13 protein-coding genes and 1 tRNA gene are annotated in these 16,760 nt (G+C 74.8%); 12 read left to right on the forward strand and 2 right to left on the reverse strand.

Annotated features, from left to right (window positions below):
• The first annotated feature begins 2 nt into the window (after positions 1 to 2).
• Together IEV86_RS16095 and IEV86_RS16100 are read left to right on the forward strand one after the other, a co-directional pair.
• The gene (locus tag IEV86_RS16095) at positions 3 to 941 is read left to right on the forward strand and encodes a 4-(cytidine 5'-diphospho)-2-C-methyl-D-erythritol kinase (protein ID WP_043605583.1); all 939 of its coding nucleotides are present in this window, start codon (positions 3 to 5) and stop codon (positions 939 to 941) included.
• The gene (locus IEV86_RS16100) at positions 941 to 2,878 is read left to right on the forward strand and encodes an ABC-F family ATP-binding cassette domain-containing protein (protein WP_043605584.1); all 1,938 of its coding nucleotides are present in this window, start codon (positions 941 to 943) and stop codon (positions 2,876 to 2,878) included. Before IEV86_RS16095 ends, IEV86_RS16100 begins: the two co-directional genes overlap by 1 nt.
• A gap of 71 nt (positions 2,879 to 2,949) precedes the next feature.
• Here IEV86_RS16100 and IEV86_RS16105 read toward each other — a convergent pair whose 3' ends face one another.
• Both IEV86_RS16105 and IEV86_RS16110 read right to left on the reverse strand, forming a co-directional pair.
• On the reverse strand, positions 2,950 to 3,438 hold the full coding sequence (locus IEV86_RS16105; RefSeq protein WP_043605585.1) for a MarR family winged helix-turn-helix transcriptional regulator: 489 nt from the start codon (positions 3,436 to 3,438) through the stop codon (positions 2,950 to 2,952).
• On the reverse strand, positions 3,435 to 4,043 hold the full coding sequence (locus IEV86_RS16110) for a TetR/AcrR family transcriptional regulator (protein WP_043605586.1): 609 nt from the start codon (positions 4,041 to 4,043) through the stop codon (positions 3,435 to 3,437). Before IEV86_RS16110 ends, IEV86_RS16105 begins: the two co-directional genes overlap by 4 nt.
• 141 nt (positions 4,044 to 4,184) lie before the next feature.
• Here IEV86_RS16110 and IEV86_RS16115 point away from each other — a divergent pair.
• From IEV86_RS16115 to IEV86_RS16160, 10 genes are all read left to right on the forward strand, one after another.
• Positions 4,185 to 4,256: transfer RNA gene (locus IEV86_RS16115), tRNA-Gln, on the forward strand.
• Between the two features lie 130 nt (positions 4,257 to 4,386).
• Positions 4,387 to 5,946 (forward strand): bifunctional UDP-N-acetylglucosamine diphosphorylase/glucosamine-1-phosphate N-acetyltransferase GlmU, encoded by a 1,560-nt coding sequence (gene glmU, locus IEV86_RS16120; RefSeq protein ID WP_043605587.1) that lies wholly within the window; start codon positions 4,387 to 4,389, stop codon positions 5,944 to 5,946.
• A gap of 38 nt (positions 5,947 to 5,984) precedes the next feature.
• The gene (locus IEV86_RS16125; RefSeq protein ID WP_043605589.1) at positions 5,985 to 6,968 is read left to right on the forward strand and encodes a ribose-phosphate diphosphokinase; all 984 of its coding nucleotides are present in this window, start codon (positions 5,985 to 5,987) and stop codon (positions 6,966 to 6,968) included.
• 333 nt (positions 6,969 to 7,301) lie between these two features.
• Entirely contained in the window at positions 7,302 to 7,928 is a 627-nt protein-coding gene (locus tag IEV86_RS16130; protein ID WP_043605591.1) for a 50S ribosomal protein L25/general stress protein Ctc, read from the forward strand.
• Positions 7,929 to 8,004: 76 nt separating this feature from the next.
• Complete coding sequence (gene pth, locus IEV86_RS16135; protein ID WP_081978670.1) at positions 8,005 to 8,664, forward strand: aminoacyl-tRNA hydrolase; 660 nt, start codon at positions 8,005 to 8,007, stop codon at positions 8,662 to 8,664.
• Positions 8,665 to 8,832: 168 nt separating this feature from the next.
• Positions 8,833 to 10,353: a sugar transferase gene (locus tag IEV86_RS16140; RefSeq protein ID WP_043605593.1), complete on the forward strand. Its 1,521-nt coding sequence runs from the start codon at positions 8,833 to 8,835 to the stop codon at positions 10,351 to 10,353.
• Positions 10,354 to 10,537: 184 nt separating this feature from the next.
• Complete coding sequence (locus IEV86_RS16145; RefSeq protein WP_043605594.1) at positions 10,538 to 11,677, forward strand: DUF1972 domain-containing protein; 1,140 nt, start codon at positions 10,538 to 10,540, stop codon at positions 11,675 to 11,677.
• Between the two features lie 5 nt (positions 11,678 to 11,682).
• Complete coding sequence (locus tag IEV86_RS16150) at positions 11,683 to 12,567, forward strand: CDP-alcohol phosphatidyltransferase family protein (RefSeq protein WP_229734699.1); 885 nt, start codon at positions 11,683 to 11,685, stop codon at positions 12,565 to 12,567.
• Positions 12,560 to 13,228 carry a hypothetical protein gene (locus IEV86_RS16155; RefSeq protein WP_052426129.1) on the forward strand — a complete coding sequence of 223 codons (669 nt, stop codon included), beginning with the start codon at positions 12,560 to 12,562 and terminating at the stop codon, positions 13,226 to 13,228. Before IEV86_RS16150 ends, IEV86_RS16155 begins: the two co-directional genes overlap by 8 nt.
• A 151-nt stretch (positions 13,229 to 13,379) precedes the next feature.
• Complete coding sequence (locus IEV86_RS16160; RefSeq protein ID WP_052426130.1) at positions 13,380 to 16,640, forward strand: LamG-like jellyroll fold domain-containing protein; 3,261 nt, start codon at positions 13,380 to 13,382, stop codon at positions 16,638 to 16,640.
• The last annotated feature ends 120 nt before the right edge of the window (positions 16,641 to 16,760 follow it).

Raw genomic sequence — 16,760 nt, forward strand, 5'->3', positions numbered from 1 at the left:
CCGTGAGCCGATCCAGCAGCGAGGTCGTCGTCCGCGCGCCAGGGAAGATCAACCTGGCCCTCGGCGTCGGCCGTCGGCTGCCTGACGGCTTCCACCCGCTCGCGACGGTCTTCCAGGCCGTCTCGCTGCACGAGGAGGTCACGGCGCGCCCGGCGGACGGGTTCTCGCTCACGGTCGACGGCCTGCACGCGGACCGCGTGCCCACCGACGCGTCCAACTTGGCGCTGCGTGCGGCGCACCTCCTCGCCGATCACGTCGGGATCGACGACGGCGTCGCCCTGCACGTCCACAAGGGCGTCCCGGTCGCGGGCGGGATGGCCGGCGGGTCGGCCGACGCCGCGGCGACCCTGCTCGCGTGCGACGCGCTGTGGCGCACCGGGATGTCGCGCGACGAGCTCGGCGAGCTCGCGGCGACCCTCGGCTCCGACGTGCCGTTCTGCCTCGTCGGGCAGACCGCCGTCGGTCGCGGGCGCGGTGACCTGCTGACCCCCGCGCTGAGCCGGGGCGAGTACCACTGGGCGCTCGCGCTGCGCGACGCAGGACTCTCGACGCCCGAGGTGTTCCGCACGTTCGACGAGGTGGTCGGCGGCGTGGACGGCGAGCCCGAGCCGGACCGCCGGCTGCTCGCTGCCCTGCGCTCGGGCGACCCCGTCTCCGTGGGCGCGGCCCTCGACAACGACCTGCAGCCCGCGGCGCTCGAGCTCGCGCCCGAGCTCGCCGAGACGCTCGCGGTCGCCGAGGACGCGGGGGCGCTCGGTGTCGTCGTCAGCGGGTCGGGACCCACCGTCGCGGCGCTCGGTCGCAGCCGTCAGCACGCCGTCGCGATCGCCGCCGCGGTCACGGCGGCCGGCGTGGCCGACTCGGTGCTGACCGCGAGCGGACCCGTGCCGGGTGCGCGGCTCGTCGTCACGGAGCGCGCGAGCGTCGGGGACAGGGGCTGATGGCGCACCTGCTCGGCATGGACTCCGTGTCGTTCACCGTCGGTACGCGCACCCTCCTGGAGGACGTGAGCATCGGCGTCGACGACGGCATGCGGGTCGGCGTCGTCGGCCCGAACGGTGCGGGCAAGTCGACGCTCCTGCGCCTGCTGGCGCGTCGGCAGGAGCCCGACTCCGGCCGGGTGACGCACGCGGGCGGCGTGCGCGTCGGCCTCCTGGACCAGCGCGACGACCTGCCCGCCGGCACCACCGTGCGCGACGCCGTGCACGGTGCGGTGCCCGACCACACGTGGGCGCGCGACGCGCGGACCCGCGGCGTGCACGAGGGCCTCCTGGGGGACCTCGACCTGGAGGCCGACGTCGCGCGCCTGTCCGGCGGGCAGCGACGGCGCGTCGCGCTCGCCGGGCTGCTCGTGGCCGACCACGACGTCCTCATGCTCGACGAGCCGACGAACCACCTCGACGTCGAGGGCGTCGCGTGGCTCGCCGAGCACCTCGCGGACCGCTACGGCGGCGGCCGCTCGGCCGGGCAGGGCGCGCTGGTCGTCGTCACGCACGACCGGTGGTTCCTCGACGCCGTGTGCACGCGCATGTGGGAGGTCACGGGCAGCCGGCACGGCGACACGCGCGGCGGGACCGTGCTGCCCTACGAGGGCGGGTACGCCGCGTACGTCCTGGCCCGCGCGGAGCGCGCCCGTCAGGCGTCGGTGACCGCGGAGAAGCGCGACAACCTGCTGCGCAAGGAGCTCGCGTGGCTCCGCCGCGGCGCACCCGCCCGCACGAGCAAGCCGCGCTTCCGCCTCGACGCGGCAGCCGCGCTCATCGCGGACGAGCCGCCGCCGCGCGACAGCCTCGAGCTCGCGCGGATGGCGACGGCGCGCCTCGGCAAGCAGGTGCTCGACGTCGAGGACGTGACCGTCACGGTGCCCGTCCACGGCGACGTCGCCGAGCAGGATGGCGCGGTCCCCGACGGCGGGCCGCGCGAGCGCGTGCTGCTCGACGACGTCACCTGGCGCCTCGGCCCAGGGGACCGGTTCGGCCTCGTCGGAGTCAACGGTGCGGGCAAGACGACGCTCCTGCGCCTGCTCACCGGCGAGGTCACGCCGCGCTCGGGGCGCGTGCGGCGCGGCAAGACCGTCGTCGTCGCGACGCTGAGCCAGGACGTGACCGAGCTCGACGAGCTGGGCGACCTGCGGGCCGTCGAGGTCGTCGAGCGCGAGCGGCGAACGACGGCGGTGGGCGGCAAGGAGGTCACGGCGTCGCAGCTCGTCGAGCGGCTTGGGTTCGCGCGCGAGCGCGCGCAGACCCTCGTGCGGGACCTCTCGGGCGGCGAGCGGCGACGTCTCCAGCTGCTGCGGCTGCTCGTGGGCGAGCCCAACGTCCTGCTCTTGGACGAGCCGACCAACGACCTCGACACCGACACCCTGGCGGCCGTGGAGGACCTCCTCGACGGGTGGCCCGGCACGCTCGTCGTCGTCTCGCACGACCGCTACCTGCTCGAGCGCGTGTGCGACCGCCAGTACGCGCTCCTCGGCGACGGCGGGGTCCGCGACCTGCCCGGCGGCGTCGAGCAGTACCTCGAGCTGCGTCGCGCGGCCCGGTCGGCGCCCGCCGGCGGGGCGTCGTCGTCGGCGGCGCCCGGAGGTCGCGCCGCGTCGGCCGCACCCTCGGCGGGACCGTCGGCCACGCCGGACCCGGCCGACGGCGCAGCGCCCCAGCCCAGCCAGGCCGAGGTGCGGGCGGCACGCAAGGAGGTCGCGCGCATCGAACGGCGCCTCCAGCGGATCAGCGAGCAGGAGGCGCGCGTCCACGCCGAGATGGCCGCGGTGGCGACCGACCACACGGCCGTCCAGCGGCTCGACGCCGACCTGCGCGCGCTCGCGGCCGAGCGCGAGCAGCTCGAGGAGGAGTGGCTGCTCGCCGCCGAGGTCGCCGGGTAGGCGGGCACGGCGCACCGCCGCGGCGGGTGGGTCGGCGGTGGGCTGTCGGTGGGCCGGCGGTGGGGTGGGCGTCAGGCGTCGAACGGCGCGACGAGCGTGCGCAGCAGTGCCGCGAGCGTCTCGCGGTCCCGCTCGGGGAGGTCGCCGAGCAGCTCGCGCTCGACGCGCAGCAGGTCCTCGAGGGCCGCGTCGACCCGCGTGAGCCCCGCCGGGGTCAGCCGCACCAGCACGCCGCGTCGGTCGGCCGGCGCCGGCCGGCGCTCGACGAGGCCGCGCGCCGCGAGGCGGTCGATGCGGTTCGTCATCGTCCCGCTCGTGACGAGCGTCTGCGTCACGAGCGTCCCGGGCGAGAGCTGGTAGGGCTCACCCGCACGGCGCAGCGCCGACAGGACGTCGAACTCCCACAGCTCGAGGTCGTGGCGGTCGAACGCGGTGCGCCGCGCGAGGTCCAGGTGCCGCGCGAGGCGGCTCACGCGCGAGAGGACCTCGAGCGGGGCGACGTCGAGGTCGGGGCGCTCGCGGCGCCACGACTCGACGATGCGGTCGACCTCGTCGGTCACGACGGGCTCTCGTCGCCCAGCAGCGTGGGGTTGCGCTGGAGGTTCGACAGGCCGTTCCACGCGAGGTTGACCAGGTGCGCGGCCACCTCCGTCTTGGCCGGCCTGCGCGCGTCGAGCCAGTACTGCCCCGTGAGCGCGACCATGCCGACGAGCATCTGCGCGTAGATCGGCGCGGTGCGGGGGTCGAGGCCGCGCTTGGTGAACTGGCCGGCCAGCAGGTGCTCGACCTGCATCGCGACGTCGCCGATGAGGCTCGAGAACGTGCCCGTCGTCTGCGCGACGGGCGAGTCGCGCACGAGGATGCGGAACCCGTCGGTCGAGGACTCGATGTAGTCCAGTAGCGCGAGCGCGGTGCGCTCGACGAGCGCCTCGGGGTGGCCGCCCTGCTCGAGCGCGCGCGTGAGGGTCCCCGTGAGCGCCTGGATCTCGCGGTCGACGACGACCGCGTACATGCCCTCCTTGCCTCCGAAGTGCTCGTAGACGACGGGCTTGGACACCTGCGCGCGCGACGCGATCTCCTCGACGCTCGTCCCCTCGAACCCCTTCTCCGCGAAGAGCTGCCGGCTCACGTCGAGGAGCTGCTCGCGTCGCTGCGTGCCCGTCATCCGGGCGCGCGGGGATCGCTTGGAGGTGGCCACGGCCCCCATCATGCCGTGCGGCGCGTCACACCCTTCGCCCGGGCGGACGCGTGCCGGGCTGCTGGCAGACTGGGCGGCGCGCCGACCGGGCCGACCGGACGGCGCTGGTCCGCCCTGGTGTAACGGCAGCACGCAGGCCTTTGGAGCCTTGCGGTCCAGGTTCGAATCCTGGGGGCGGAGCGCGGCCCCACGCGGGTCGACCGTCCCGGGCGGGGCCCGGTCCGACGGTAGAGTGGCGCATCGCCAGGCCCATCCGCCGTCGGCCGCTGGACCAGCGCGCCGCAGGACGGCACACCCGACGGGAGCCCGAGTGACCACCCCACGCCCCGCCGCCGTCGTCGTGCTCGCCGCAGGCGAGGGGACCCGCATGCGGTCCGCGACGCCCAAGGTGCTCCACACGCTCGCCGGCCGCTCGATGCTCGGCCACGCGCTCGCCGCGGCGAGGTCGCTCGACCCCGAGCTGCTCGCGGTCGTCGTGCGGCACGAGCGCGACCTCGTCGCCGCCCACGCGCGCGAGGTGGACCCGCAGGTGCTCGTCGCCGACCAGGACGAGGTGCCCGGGACGGGCCGCGCGGTCCAGTGCGGGCTCGCCGTCGTCGACGCGGCCGCGCACGCACGCGCAGCGCACGACGGGCGCGAGGGTCGCGGGCTCGACGTCGTCGACGGACCCGTGGTGGTGCTCGCGGGCGACATCCCCCTGCTCGACGGCGGGACGCTCGCCGAGCTGCTGTCCGCGCACGTCGCGGACGGCAACGCGGTCACGGTCCTGACCACCGAGGTCGAGGACCCGACGGGCTACGGCCGCGTCCTCCGCGAGGAGGGCACGGGGGCGGTGCTCGGCGTCGTGGAGCACAAGGACGCCGACGACGCGCAGCGCGCGATCCGCGAGATCAACTCCTCGGTCTACGTGTTCGACGCCGCCGTCCTGCGCTCGGCGCTCGGTCGCCTGGGCCGCGACAACGCGCAGGGCGAGGTCTACCTGACGGACGTGCTCGCGATCGCGCGCGCCGACGGCGGGGCGGTGCGCGCCGTGCGCGTCGACGACCCGGTGCTGGTCGAGGGCGCCAACGACCGCGCGCAGCTCGCGGTGCTGCGCGCCGAGCTCAACCGACGGGTCGTCACCGAGTGGATGCTCGCGGGCGTGACCGTCGTCGACCCCGCGACGACGTGGGTCGACGTCGAGGTCGAGCTCGCGCAGGACGTCACGGTCCTCCCGGGGACGCAGCTGCTGGGCCGCACGCGCGTCGGCCGCGGCGCCGTCGTCGGGCCCGACACGACCCTCACGGACGTCGAGGTCGGTGAGGACGCCACGGTCGTCCGGACGCACGGGTCGTCGTCGCGCATCGGCGCGGGCGCGACCGTCGGGCCCTTCTCCTACCTGCGGCCCGGGACGGTGCTGGGCGATGCCGGCAAGATCGGCGCGTACGTCGAGACCAAGAACGCCGAGATCGGCGCGCACTCGAAGGTCCCGCACCTGTCGTACGTCGGCGACGCGACGATCGGCGACCACAGCAACGTCGGCGCCGGGACGATCTTCGTCAACTACGACGGCGTGGCGAAGAGCCGGTCGACCGTCGGCTCGCACGTGCGGATCGGCTCGGACAACGCGATCGTCGCGCCGGTCGAGATCGGCGACGGCGCCTACACCGGGGCGGGCTCGGTCATCCGGCACGACGTCCCCGCGGGCGCCCTCGGCATCAACACCGCACCGCAGCGCACGATCGAGCGCTGGGTGCTGCGGCGTCGGCCGGACACAGGCTCCGCGGACGCCGCCCGCGCCGCTCTCGGCTCGTTCGACGACGAGCCCGAGCTGTCCCCCCAGGCCCAGCAGGAGCTCGCTCGCGGCCAGGCCGCGGGCCAGGACCGCTGACACGTCGTCCGACCCGCACGAGAGAAGGCTCCGAGCACATGACCGGGATCACGAGCAGCGACGGCGAGAAGCGACTCGTCCTGATGTCCGGACGGGCGCACCCCGAGCTGGCCGAGGACGTGGCCCGGGAGCTCGGCGTCGAGCTGCTGCCGACGACGGCGTACGACTTCGCCAACGGCGAGATCTACGTGCGGTTCTCCGAGAGCGTGCGCGGGACGGACGCGTTCGTCCTGCAGAGCCACACCGCGCCGATCAACCAGTGGATCATGGAGCAGCTGCTCATGGTCGACGCGCTCAAGCGCGCCTCGGCCAAGACCATCACGGTCGTGCTGCCGTTCTACGGCTACTCGCGCCAGGACAAGAAGCACCGCGGCCGCGAGCCGATCTCGGCCCGCCTCGTCGCGGACCTGTTCAAGACCGCGGGCGCCGACCGGCTCATGAGCGTGGACCTCCACGCGGCGCAGACGCAGGGCTTCTTCGACGGCCCCGTCGACCACCTCTGGGCGATGCCGCTCCTGGTCGACTACGTCCGCACGCGCGTGGACCCGACGAACGTCGCGGTGGTCTCGCCCGACGCGGGACGCATCCGCGTCGCGGAGCAGTGGGCCGCGAAGCTCGGCGGCTGCCCGCTGGCCTTCATCCACAAGACGCGCGACATCCGCCAGCCCAACAAGGCGGTCGCCAACCGCGTCGTGGGCGAGGTCGAGGGGCGCACGTGCATCCTCACCGACGACCTCATCGACACCGGCGGCACGATCGCCGAGGCCGTCCGGGTCCTGCTCTCCGCGGGTGCGCGCGACGTGATCGTCGCGGCGACCCACGGCGTGCTGTCCGACCCCGCGGCCCACCGGCTCCAGGAGTGCGGGGCACGCGAGATCGTCGTGACGGACACCCTGCCGATCAGCGAGGACCGCCAGTTCGACAAGCTGACCGTGCTGTCGATCGCGCCGCTCCTCGCGCGCGCGATCCGCGAGGTGTTCGACGACGGCTCCGTCACGTCGCTGTTCGACGGCGCCTCCTGACGCTCGCCCCCGGCACGGGCGGCCGGGGGGAGCCTGGGTCGCTCCCCGGCCCGGTCCGGCCGGACGGCATGCGGTAGGCTCGTGGGCTGTTGCCTCGGCGAGGGACGTCGGACGGCCGGGCGGAGCGCGGCACCAGCAGGACCGGTGCGCGACCGCCGACGAGCCACCACCGCACAGCGGGACCGACTCCGTGATTGACGCGGCGGTCGTCCTGCGCGTCCGTCCTGCGTCCCGCGCCGAGGCCACCGCCGCGTACCGCCCCGGTGCCGGCGACCACCGTCACCGCTCGCGCCGCCGGCACCGACCGTGCCGTCCGAACCACCAGGAGCCACCGTGTCCGAGACCAAGCTGACCGCCAGCACCCGCACCGAGTTCGGCAAGGGCGCCGCGCGCCGCATCCGCCGCGCGCACCAGATCCCCGCCGTGGTCTACGGCCACGGCGAGGAGCCGCTGCACATCACGCTCCCCGGCCACGAGACGATGCTCGCGCTCAAGCACGCGAACGCGCTGCTCGCGATCGACCTCGACGGCTCGACGCAGCTCGCCATCGCGAAGGACGTCCAGCGCGACCCGGTCAAGAACGTCATCGAGCACGTCGACCTCCTCGCGGTCCGCAAGGGCGAGAAGATCTCGGTCGAGGTCCCGGTGCACGTCGTCGGGGAGGCCGCCGGCGGCGCGCTCGCGATGGTGGAGTCGCAGACGCTGCACGTCGAGGCCGAGGCCACGCACCTGCCCGAGGGCTTCGAGGTGTCGGTCGAGGGTCTCGAGGCCGGTGCGTCCGTCACCGCCGGTGAGGTCTCCCTCCCGTCGGGCGTGACCCTCCTGACGGACCCCGAGACGGCCGTCGTCGTGCTCAGCGCGCCGCAGGTCGACGAGGGTGCCGAGGAGGGCGAGGCGGAGGCCGAGTCCGGCGCCGCCGAGCCGGCCGAGGCCGCCGAGGAGGCCGGCGAGGAGGCCTGATCCCCTCCCGCACCCGTCGCGACGCCCGGCCCCCGGTGGGGTCCGGGCGTCGCCTGCTGATCCAGGAGGCACGTGCATGAGCGGACCGACCGGACAGAGCACCCCGGGCACCCCGGGCACCCCGGGCGTCGCGGGGGCCTCTGGCGCCCCGTGGCTCGTCGTCGGGCTCGGCAACCCCGGACCGGGGTACGCGGGCAACCGGCACAACGTGGGTCAGATGGTCCTCGACGAGCTCGCGCGCCGGACGAGGGGCACGTTCGGCAACCACCGCAGCCGCGCCCAGGTCGCCGACGTGCGGCTCGGCGTGCTTCCGGGCGGTGTCCCGGGGCCGCGCGTCCTGCTCGCCAAGCCGACGTCGTACATGAACGTCTCGGGCGGGCCGGTCGCCTCGCTGGTGCAGTACCTCCAGGTCCCCGTGGACCGCGTCGTCGTCGTGCACGACGAGCTCGACATCCCGTTCGCGCAGGTCCGCCTCAAGTCCGGCGGCGGCGAGGGCGGCCACAACGGCCTGCGCAGCATCTCGTCGGCGCTGGGGACCAAGGACTACGTCCGGGTGCGCGTCGGCATCGGCCGCCCGCCCGGTCGGACGGACCCCGCCGACTTCGTCCTCAAGGACTTCGGGACGGTCGAGCGCAAGGAGCTCCCGTGGCTCCTGGACGCCGCGGCCGACGCCGTGGAGATGGTCGTCACCGACGGCCTCACGGCGGCGCAGCAGCGCTTCCACTCGCCGGCATGAGCCGGCCGCCGGCCCGCGGGAACCGCCCGCGGACCGGTCAGGAGCCCGACGTGGGTTCCGTCACACCTGTGTGCCAACCGGGTGAAATCCGGACAACCAGGGTGTCTCGGGCGATTGCCCAGGTATAGCCTCGGAGCGCTCGAAGGACCGCTGGGAAGGGGAGGCCGAGTGACGCTCGCCGTCGACCGCGAAGCAGTCCTGGACGGCCAGGACCGCCGCGCCCGCGCTGTGGAGCCCCGGAGGTCGTGGGCCTCCGCGCAGCCGTTCGAGATGCGGCAGACGCCGCACAACGTCCCGCACGCCGTCCGGCGGTGGGCGGACGTCGCCGTCGGCTACCGGCTCCGCGTGCTGCTGACCGACGCCGCCGTGGCGACCGGTGTCGCCGGCGCGCTCCTGCCCGGTCTGTACGGCGTCACGCCACGGACCGTCGGTCTGGTCGTCGCGACCGCGCTCGGGTTCTGCGTGCTCGTCATGCTCGGCAAGGGCTACGACCTCCGTCACCTCGGCGACGGACCGACCGAGTTCCAGGCGCTGCTGCGCGCCGGTGCCGGCAGCGCGGTGCTCCTCATGGCCGGCAGCTACAGCATCAAGGCGGAGATCCCGCGGACCCTCGTGTTCGTGGGCGTCCCGCTCATCGCGCTCCTCGCGTTCGCGGCGCGCTACGCGCTGCGCAAGGTGCTGCACCGCGCACGCGTCGAGGGTGACTGCATGAAGCGCACCGTCGTCGTGGGCGACCCGGTGGCGGTCGGTCGCGTCGTCGCGGACCTCGCGCGGGAGCCGTACCACGGCTACCACGTGACGGGCGTGTGCCTGCCGGGCATCGACGACGACGCCGTGCAGCCCGACGTGCCCGTCGTGGGGGCGATCGCGGACGTGCCGCAGGTCGTCGCCGACCGTGCCGTCGAGGTCGTCGTCGTGGCCGGGTCCCCGCTGAGCGGCGAGGCGCTGCGGCGCCTGTCGTGGGCGCTCGACCGGGCGGGTGCGCAGCTCGTCGTCGCACCCGACCTGCAGGAGGTCACGAGCCCGCGGCTCAGCGTCCGGCCGGCGGCCGGCCTGTCGCTGCTCGAGGTCGAGGTCGGCGCACCGCGCGGCCGGATGGTCGGCAAGACGCTGGTCGACCGCACGCTCGGCACGATGTTCCTGCTCGCGGCCGCGCTGCCCCTCGGTGTCGCGGCGCTGCTCGTCCGCCTCACGTCGCCCGGTCCCGCGTTCTACACGCAGACCCGCGTCGGCGTGGACGGCGTGCCCTTCACCCTCTACAAGCTCCGCAGCATGTACGTCGACGCGGACGCCCGGCGTGCGCGGCTCGCGGACCAGGACGAGGGCGCGGGCGTGCTGTTCAAGATGAAGCACGACCCGCGCGTCACGCCGATCGGCCGCGTCCTGCGTCGGTTCTCGATCGACGAGCTGCCCCAGCTGTTCAACGTCGTGCGGGGTGACATGTCGCTCGTCGGGCCCCGTCCGCCGCTCCTCGAGGAGGTCGCGCGGTACGAGGACCCGGTCCAGCGCCGGCTGCGCGTGAAGCCCGGTCTGACCGGCCTCTGGCAGGTCTCGGGCCGCTCGGACCTGTCGTGGGAGGAGTCGGTGCGGCTCGACCTGCGCTACGTCGACAACTGGTCCCTCGCGATGGACCTCATGATCCTCTGGAAGACCGCTCGCGCCGTCGTCACGGGGTCAGGGGCCTACTGAGAACCCGCGCACCGGACGCCCGATCACCGTCCCCCGTGGTCGGGCGTCCGTGTGCGTCGCCGTTGCTCCGATCGGGTGACGACGATCACGTCTGACGCGCACCGGGGGCGAGAGTGGTGCCGTGAGGCACCGACGCAGCAGCAGCCCGGCGGCAAAGGGGCCGGCGGAAGACGGAGGCACGGCTGTGAGGATCGCGCTGGTCGGCACGCGAGGTGTGCCGGCCCGGTACGGCGGCTTCGAGACGTGCGTCGAGGAGGTCGGCAGCCGCCTCGCGGCCCGCGGGCACGAGGTCACCGTCTACTGCCGGCGCGTCGAGGGTGAGGACGACCGTGCGGAGCACCTGGGCATGCGGCTCGTGCACCTCGCGGCCGTGCGCAGCCGCTCGCTCGAGACGCTGAGCCACACCGGCCTGTCGGTCGCGCACCTCGCGCGCCACGGCGCCGACGCGGCGATCGTGTTCAACGCCGCGAACGCCCCGTGGCTGCCCGTGGTGCGCGCGGCCCGGATCCCGGTGGCCACGCACGTGGACGGCCTGGAGTGGAAACGCGCGAAGTGGGGCGGGGCCGGCAAGCGGTACTACCGCCGCGCCGAGGCGCTCGCCGTGCGCTGGTCCGACGCGCTCATCGCCGACGCGCAGGGCATCCAGGACTACTACCGCGAGCGCTTCGACGTCCCCACCGACCTCATCACGTACGGCGCCCCCGCCGTGCCCCAGGTGTCGGACCGGCTGGTCGAGCTCGACCTCGTCGCCGACGCGTACCACCTCGTCGTCGCGCGCTTCGAGCCCGAGAACCACGTCGACGTGATCGTGGACGGCTACCGGCGCAGCGGCGCGCGCCTGCCGCTGGTCGTCGTGGGCTCGGACCCCTACTCGGACACGTACACCGCACAGGTCCACGCGCTCGCCGACGAGCGGGTCCGGTTCCTCGGCGGCGTCTGGGACCAGGAGCTGCTGGACCAGCTCTACGCGAACGCGCGCACCTACCTGCACGGTCACTCCGTCGGGGGCACCAACCCGTCGCTCCTGCGCGCGCTCGGCGCGGGCACCGCGACGACGGCGTTCGACGTGTCCTTCAACCGCGAGGTGCTCGGTGCGAGCGGGCGCTGGTTCACCACGCCCGAGGACGTCGCGCGCGAGGTCGAGCTGGCCGAGGAGGACGTCGCCGGGACGCGGCGGCGCGCGGCCGCGGCGCTCGTCGAGGCTGCGCGGTACGACTGGGACGACGTCGCGTCCCGCTACGAGGACCTGTGCCGCCGGCTCGCCGGGGGCGCGGCCGACGACGGCACGGCGCGCCGGACGCCGTCGGTCACGAGGGGAGCGTGAGGACGGTGCGCATCTCGCACGAGCAGGCAGGGACCGAGCCGGGGCGGGTCGCCACCGCGGCACCGGGCGGGGCCGCCGGGACGGCAGCGGGCGGCAGGACGGGCCGGGCGACCGCCGACGGGGACAGGTCCGCCGCGGGCCGCGAGTCCTACCGCGACGTGGTGCGCCGCCTCGCGTCGGCGCAGAAGGCCGCGGCACCCGGGGCGCCCGCGTACTCGATCCTCGTCAACCGGCCGCTCGGCCGGCTCCTCGCGGCGTGGGCGTACCGGCGCGGGCTGACGCCCGACGCGGTCACCGGCATCAGCGCCGCGTTCACGTTCACCGGCATCGCGCTCGTCGCGCTCGTCGGCCCGGGCCTGCTCACGGCCGTCCTCGTGCCGCTCGCGCTCGTCGTCGGCTACGCGTTCGACTCGGCCGACGGGCAGGTCGCGCGGCTGCGGGGCGGCGGGAGCGTCGCGGGCGAGTGGCTCGACCACGTCGTCGACAGCATCAAGATCTCGACGCTCCACCTCGCGGTCCTCGTCATGGCGTACCGCTTCCTCGACCTGCCGTCCGAGGCGTGGCTCCTCGTGCCCGTCGGGTTCACGGCGGTCGGGGCGGTCTCGTTCTTCGCGATGATCCTCAACGAGCAGCTCAAGCGCGGCGTCGCGGCGCGGACGGGCGTCCCGACGCCCCCGCCGGCACCCGTCCCGCTGCTGCGGCGGCTGCTCGTGCTGCCGACGGACTACGGGATCCTCTGCCTGGCGTTCGTGCTGCTCGCCATCCCGCAGGCGTTCTTCTGGGCGTACACGCTGCTGTTCGCCGGTTCCGCGGGACACCTCGTCCTCGCGCTGCTCAAGTGGCGCCGCGACATGGTGCGCCTGGCCCAGACGGTGACGTCCGGTGCGTGACGTCCGGCGCGCCGCCGCGCTGCTCGTCGCGGCCCTGCTGCTCGCGGGCTGCACGACGGACGAGCCCGGGGCCGAGCCGAGCCCGTCGTCGTCCGGGTCGCCGTCGGTGACGTCGCGCCCCGACGCGAGCGAGGAGCCCGAGGAGACCGAGGAGCCGGACGAGCTCGGCGAGGACGCGGGAGGCGACACGGGGGGCGACACGGGAGGCGACACGGGAGGTTCCGGCGCCACGGGCGGTGACTCGCCCGACGGCGTGCTGCCCACCGCCGAGCCGGTCCCGCTTGAGGAGACCGCCGACTTCGGGACGGGCGTCACGTCCCAGCTCGCCGCGGTCGAGGCGATCACGGCCGAGGCGCAGGGGCCCGGCGAGCGGTCGGGCCCGGCGCTCTCGTTCACCGTCGAGCTCACGAACTCGACCGGTGCCGCCGTCGACCTGGGCGCCGTCACGGTCAACCTCACCGACGACGAGGGCAACCCCGGGCTGCCGATGCTCGGCCCGCCGTCGGACCCGTTCTCGGGCACCCTCGGCGCCGGCGACTCCGTCACGGGGGTCTACGTGTTCGCCGTCGACGAGGGGTCGCGCTCGACCGTGGCCCTCGAGGTCAGCTACTCGACGCAGGCGCCGGTCGTCGTGTTCCGGGGCAGCCCCGCCGACGTCTGACGGAGGACGTCGGGAAACGCGCCTCGGCATGCCGGGTGAAAACCCGTCGACCGCGCGACCGGTGTCCGAAAGGTCTGGATCGACCGTTTCGTCAGGGTTACGGTGGCCCGAGCGGGACCAGCGCCGGTCCCGCGGCCGGATCGAGGTCGCCATGCGCACCACCCCGTCGCTCCGCGCCCCGAGGGCCCTCGCCCTCGCCGCCGCTGCCGCCCTCCTGCTCGCCCTGGTCCAGGTCGGGTCGGGTCCACCCGCGAGCGCCGACACGCGACCCTCGGTCGCGGGGGAGCCGGTCACGGTCTCGGCCGACCCGCTGCCGACGGTGCAGATCGACGGGGTCGTGTGGAGCCAGGTCGTCGTCGGGACGACCGTCTACGCGGCGGGCAGCTTCTCGACCGCCAGGCCCGCAGGCGCAGCGCCCGGGACGTCGACGGTCTCCCGGGCGAACCTGGTGGCGTACGACATCCGCACGGGCCAGCTCGTCACGTCGTGGGCGCCGCGGACGAACGCGCAGGTCATGGCGATCACCGCGTCGCCCGACGGCTCGCGCCTGTACATCGGCGGCGACTTCACGCAGGTCAACGGCGCGGGCGTGTGGCGCGTCGCGGCGCTCGACCGCGCGACCGGCGCGCTCGTGACCTCGTTCCTGCCGCGGCCGGACTACCGCGTGCGCGCGATCGTCGCGACGGCGTCGACGGTGTACCTGGGCGGCGGGTTCAGCGCGGTGGGCTCGTCGGCGCGCGGCCGGCTCGCCGCGGTGCGGGCCTCCGACGGCGGCCTGCTGCCCTGGGCGCCGACGGCGGCCGGCGGGAGCGGCGTGCACGCGATGGTCATGTCGCCCGACGGGTCGCGGCTCGTCGTCGGCGGGTCCTTCACGAGCCTCAACGGCTCCTCGAACCCGGGCTACGGGCTCGCGGCGCTGTCGCCGTCCACGGGCGCGAGCCTGCCGTTCGCGGTCAACTCCCTCATCCGCAACGGCGGGACGAACGGTGCGATCACGTCGCTGTCGGGTGACGCGGGCCTCGTCTACGGGACGGGGTACACCGTGGGTCGCGCCGGCGGGACGCTCGAGGGCACGTTCGCCGCGACCTGGGACGGGGCGCTGCACTGGGTCGAGGACTGCCATGGCGACACCTACTCGGCGTGGCCGGTGGGCGACGTCGTGTACCAGGCGAGCCACAAGCACTACTGCGGCAACATCGGGGGCTTCCCGCAGACCGTCCCGTGGCCGTACCAGCACGGCACGGTCGTGACGCGCGCGGTCGCCGGCACGGCGACGCGCGAGCAGTTCGGCTACACCAACTACGAGGGGCGGCCGGTCCCCGCGATGCTCGCGTGGTACCCGAACTTCCAGATCGGCACCTACACCGGCCAGAACCAGGGTCCGTGGCACGTGACGGCCGCGGGGGACCACGTCGTCATGGGCGGGGAGTTCCGGTCGATCAACGGCGTGCCGCAGCAGGGGCTCGTGCGCTTCGCCGTGGCCTCCGTCGCGCCGAACCGGACGGGACCGCTCGTGTCGGCCGGGAAGATCGACCTCAACGGGCACTCGCCCTCGTCGGGCACGGTGCGCGTGCAGTGGACCGCCAACCACGACCCGGACAACCGGGACCTGACGTACACGCTCGTGCGCAACAGCGACACGGCCAACCCCGTGCTGCGTCAGGTCCAGCGCTCGACGTGGTTCCAGCGACCGCCCATGGGGTTCGTCGACACGGGCCTGCCGGTCGGCAGCACGCAGCGCTACCGGCTCAGCGTCGCGGACCCGTACGGCAACCTGGTGTGGTCCGACTCGATCAACGTCGTCGTCTCGGGGGCGACCGCGGTGCGCGACGCGTACGGCGACGCCGTCGCGGCGCACGGTGCGACGAGCCACTGGCGGCTCGGCGAGAGCTCTGGCGCGCGCGCGTACGACGCGGTCGGCTGGAACGACATGACGGTCCCGTCCGGTGTCACGCGCGGCACGTCCGGCGCGCTCGCGTCGGGCGGCACGGCCTACACGTTCGACGGCACCAGCGCGGAGTACACCGCGACACGGACGTACATGCGCGTGGGCGACGTGCTGAGCCTCGAGGCGTGGTTCCGCACGACGTCGACGCGCGGCGGGAAGATCCTCGGGTTCGGCGACGCGGCGACCGGGGACTCGATCCTGCTCGACCGGCACCTGTACCTCGACAACGGCGGGCGCGTGTTCTTCGGCGTCCGGCCCGCGGCCGCCCTGACGGTGAACAGCCCGTCGTCGTACAACAACGGCCAGTGGCACCACGTCGTCGGGACGCTCTCGCCGGCGGGCATGCGGCTGTACGTCGACGGCGTGCGTGTCGCGTCGCGCACGGACGTGACGCGAGCGGCCCCGACCGACGGCTACTGGCGCATCGGCGGCGACCGGCTCACGGGCTGGAACGGGCAGCCCTCGAGCTTCTACCTCGCCGGCAGCATCGACGAGGTCGCGGTGTACCCGCGGGCGCTGACCGACACGGAGGTCGCGCAGCACAACCAGCTCGGGCGCACGACGTCGGCGAACGTCGCGCCGACCGCGTCGTTCACCGCCACCGCGTCCGGGCTGACCGCCTCGCTGGACGGCCGGGGCTCGAGCGACCCGGACGGCACCGTGACCGCCTGGTCCTGGGACCTCGGCGACGGCACGACGGCGACGGGGTCGACGGTGACGAAGCAGTACGCGTCGGCCGGGACGCGCACCGTCCGGCTCACCGTGACCGACGACGACGGCGCCGTGGGCACGACGACGCGGCAGGTCACGGTCGACTCGCCGCCCCCCGCGGGAGTCGTGGCGACCGACACGTTCTCCCGCACGGTCACGAACGGCTGGGGACCGGCGGAGGTCGGCGGCGCCTGGACGACCCAGGGGCCGGCGGACCGCTTCTCGGTCTCCTCGGGCGCGGGCCGCATCCGGGTGCCGAGCGCCGGGACCGGGGGCGGGGCCGTCCTCGGCGCGGTGAGCGCGACGTCCGCGACGACGACCGCCGTGCTGTCCCTGGACCGCCTGCCGGCCGGCGGCACGGCGTTCGTGTCGGTCGCCGGGCGCCGCGTCGGCACGGCCGAGCTGCGGGCGAAGGTGCGCGTGGCGGCCAACGGGTCGCTCCTGCTCTACCTGGTGCGGACGGCGTCGGGCGCCGAGACGACGCTCGCCTCGACCGCGGTGCCGGGCGTGCTCACCGCGGGGGAGGCGCTCACGGTCAGGCTCGAGCTCGTCGGCACGTCGCCGACGACGCTGCGCGCGACGGCGTGGGAGGCCGGGACCGCGCCGCCGACGACGCCGCAGCTCACGGCGACGGACACGGCGACCGGCCTCCAGCAGGCCGGGAGCGTCGGTGTGCTGGTGCACCTGGCGTCGTCGACGACGGCGGTGCCGCTCACGGTCGCGTTCGACGAGGTGCGGGTCGTGGCGCCCTGACCGTCGCCGTCCCGATACGCGATCGATGTCCCGATTTCACCCGTTCGGTGCCGGTGTGGGGTGGGTCGTCCGACGTACCGTTGTCCGTCCGCGCGGCTTCCCCGGCCGCCGCCAGCGTGA

Source organism: Cellulomonas carbonis, from assembly GCF_014636275.1.
GTDB lineage: Bacteria > Actinomycetota > Actinomycetes > Actinomycetales > Cellulomonadaceae > Actinotalea > Actinotalea carbonis.